General features: G+C 76.3%; 3 protein-coding genes. 1 reads left to right on the forward strand and 2 read right to left on the reverse strand.

Going from position 1 to position 2,167, the window contains the following annotated elements; translation table 11 throughout:
* Nucleotides 1-127: 127 nt before the first annotated feature.
* On the reverse strand, nucleotides 128-1,012 hold the full coding sequence (locus tag K6U79_11565) for a cytochrome c oxidase assembly protein (protein MCL6522991.1): 885 nt from the start codon (nucleotides 1,010-1,012) through the stop codon (nucleotides 128-130).
* A gap of 75 nt (nucleotides 1,013-1,087) precedes the next feature.
* Between K6U79_11565 and K6U79_11570 the strand changes: the two genes are divergently transcribed.
* Nucleotides 1,088-1,588, forward strand: coding sequence for a DinB family protein (locus K6U79_11570; protein MCL6522992.1), 501 nt, complete (start codon nucleotides 1,088-1,090; stop codon nucleotides 1,586-1,588).
* A 31-nt stretch (nucleotides 1,589-1,619) separates the two neighbouring features.
* Here K6U79_11570 and K6U79_11575 read toward each other — a convergent pair whose 3' ends face one another.
* Nucleotides 1,620-2,099 (reverse strand): MogA/MoaB family molybdenum cofactor biosynthesis protein, encoded by a 480-nt coding sequence (locus K6U79_11575; GenBank protein MCL6522993.1) that lies wholly within the window; start codon nucleotides 2,097-2,099, stop codon nucleotides 1,620-1,622.
* Between the last annotated feature and the right edge of the window lie 68 nt (nucleotides 2,100-2,167).

Consider the following 2,167-nt stretch of genomic DNA (forward strand, 5'->3'; position numbering starts at 1 on the left):
CTGGAGAGCCTCTTCCGCCTCCTCTACCCGCAGGCGGCCCGGACGAGTCAGGCGCCCGCCCAGGGGGCCGCCGCCGGCGGCGGCGACCTGCTCAGGCGGGCGGCCTGAACCGGACCGCGGCGGCAGCTCAGGCGGAGCGGCGCCGGTGGAGGAGGATCACGCGTGCGGGAGTCCCGCGGCTTCGCGCATCGGCGTCGCCCGCCTCGAGCCAGGCGGCCACCTCCACCAGGAAGGCGGAGACGTAGAGGATGGAGACGACGAGCAGGCCGGCGCCGGCCACCTGCTGGTCCATCAGGGCGGTGAAGCCCAGCGGCAGCGCCTCGTCCCGTCGCGCGTAGAGGATGTCGCCGCCGAAGAGGAGGACGACCGAGGCGATCCAGAGCACCGGCACGAAGCCGCCGATATAGGCCATACCCGCCGCCGGCCTGAGGCGCCGCCCGTGGAGCGAGTAGCCGATCACCGGCCCCCAGAAGGCGAGGCCGCTGACCAGGAAGAGCGTCAGCGTCACCTCCTGGCCCGCCGTCGCCGAACGGACCCACTGCTCCACGGGGGGCAGAAGGCCCAGGCCGAGGATCCAGGCGAAACCCAGCCAGCCCACCGGCACCCGGAAGAGCATACGGCCCAGCGCCCGAAGCGGCCGCCAGTGGAGGAGGCGCGGCAGCGCACGCCGCCGCCAGGCGGCCGGCAGCCCCCACGCCCAGGCCGGCCCCGGCAGGCCCAGGAGGAGGAGCGGCGCGGCCACCAGGCCCAGCAGCTCGTGCTCCAGGACCAGGAAGCTGACCAGCCGCCGGCTGAGTGCCTGCGCCGGCGAGTCGAAGGCGGCCAGCACGGTCGCCAGCCCCAGCGCGAAGGCCAGCGCCCGCCAGGCCGCCGCGCTCCGCGCCAGCCCCCGCCTGCGCATGCGCAGCCAGCCGGCCAGATAGGTGGCGAAGAGGAGAAGCGCCAGCGCGAGCAGCGCCGGGCTGAGCCGCCACCCGCCGCCCGCCCATGCGCCGAGACCGCCAGCCGACACCGCCGCCCACCTCACATCCGGGACTGCTCACAGTCTATCCCGCGGAGGATATGATCAGGCGCGGGGGGATGCACATTGTCGACAGCCGCCGGGCCGGGTGCGGACCCGGCCGTCCGGGCCATCCGCGTCGCCCTGGAGGAGGTGCCCGCGCACGTCCGCCCCGAGGTCGCGCTGGAGGCTCTGGGGACGGCCGCCGCGGGGCGCCGCCCCGAGGGGGCGCCCTACACCGTCCACCAGCTCCTCGGCCACCTCATCTTCTGGCTGGACTTCGCCCTCGCCCAGCTGCGCGGCGAGGAGCCGCAGCAGCCCGCGCACGCCGAGGAGGGGTGGCCCTTCCCCCCCGCGCCGCCCAGCCAGGAGGAGCTGGACGGCGCCGTCGCCCACTTCCTGGCCACGCTGGGCGAGGTGAACCGCTACCTGCCGCGCTGGCAGGAGCCGGTGCGGGGCAGCCGCCGCCTGGTGGGCGAGCTGCTGACCGACCTCGCCATCCACAACTCCTACCACCTGGGCCAGATCGTCCTGCTCCGGCGCCAGATCGGCGACTGGCCGCCGCCCTCGGGAGGGGATACCTGGTAGAGGGCGTGGACGGCGCCCGTCCCCGCGCGGCTCAGTGGTCGACCGGCCGGCCCCGCAGGATGGCGACCGCGTGTTCGACGATGGGATCCAGCACGGCCAAGCCGTCGCGCACGCCGGCCGGGCTGCCGGGCAGGTTGACGATCAGGCTGCCGCCCCGGACGCCGGCCAGGCCGCGCGAGAGGAGCGCCCGCGGGGTGGCCCGGGCTCCGGCCTGGCGGAGCGCCTCGGCGATCCCCGGCACCTCCCGCTCCAGGACGGAGCGGGTGGCCTCCGGGGTGACGTCGCGCGGGCCGAGGCCCGTCCCGCCGGTGGTCAGGACCAGCTCCAGGTCCAGCTCGTCGACGCAGTGGAGAAGCGCCTGCCGGATCGCTTCCTGGTCGTCCGGCACCAGGCCCCGGTAGACCACCTCGTGACCGCGCTCGCGGAGCCAGCCTTCGATCAGGTCGCCGGAACGGTCGACGCGCTCGCCCCGCGCCCCCGAATCGCTGGCCGTGAGAAGGCCGCAGCGCACGGCGCCCGCCGCCTCAGCCGGCCGCCTGGGCCGTGCCGCGGAGGCGGCCGGCGGCGTCGGCCACCGCC

This window comes from Bacillota bacterium, from assembly GCA_023511835.1.
Taxonomy (GTDB): domain Bacteria; phylum Bacillota; class Sulfobacillia; order JAIMAT01; family JAIMAT01; genus JAIMAT01.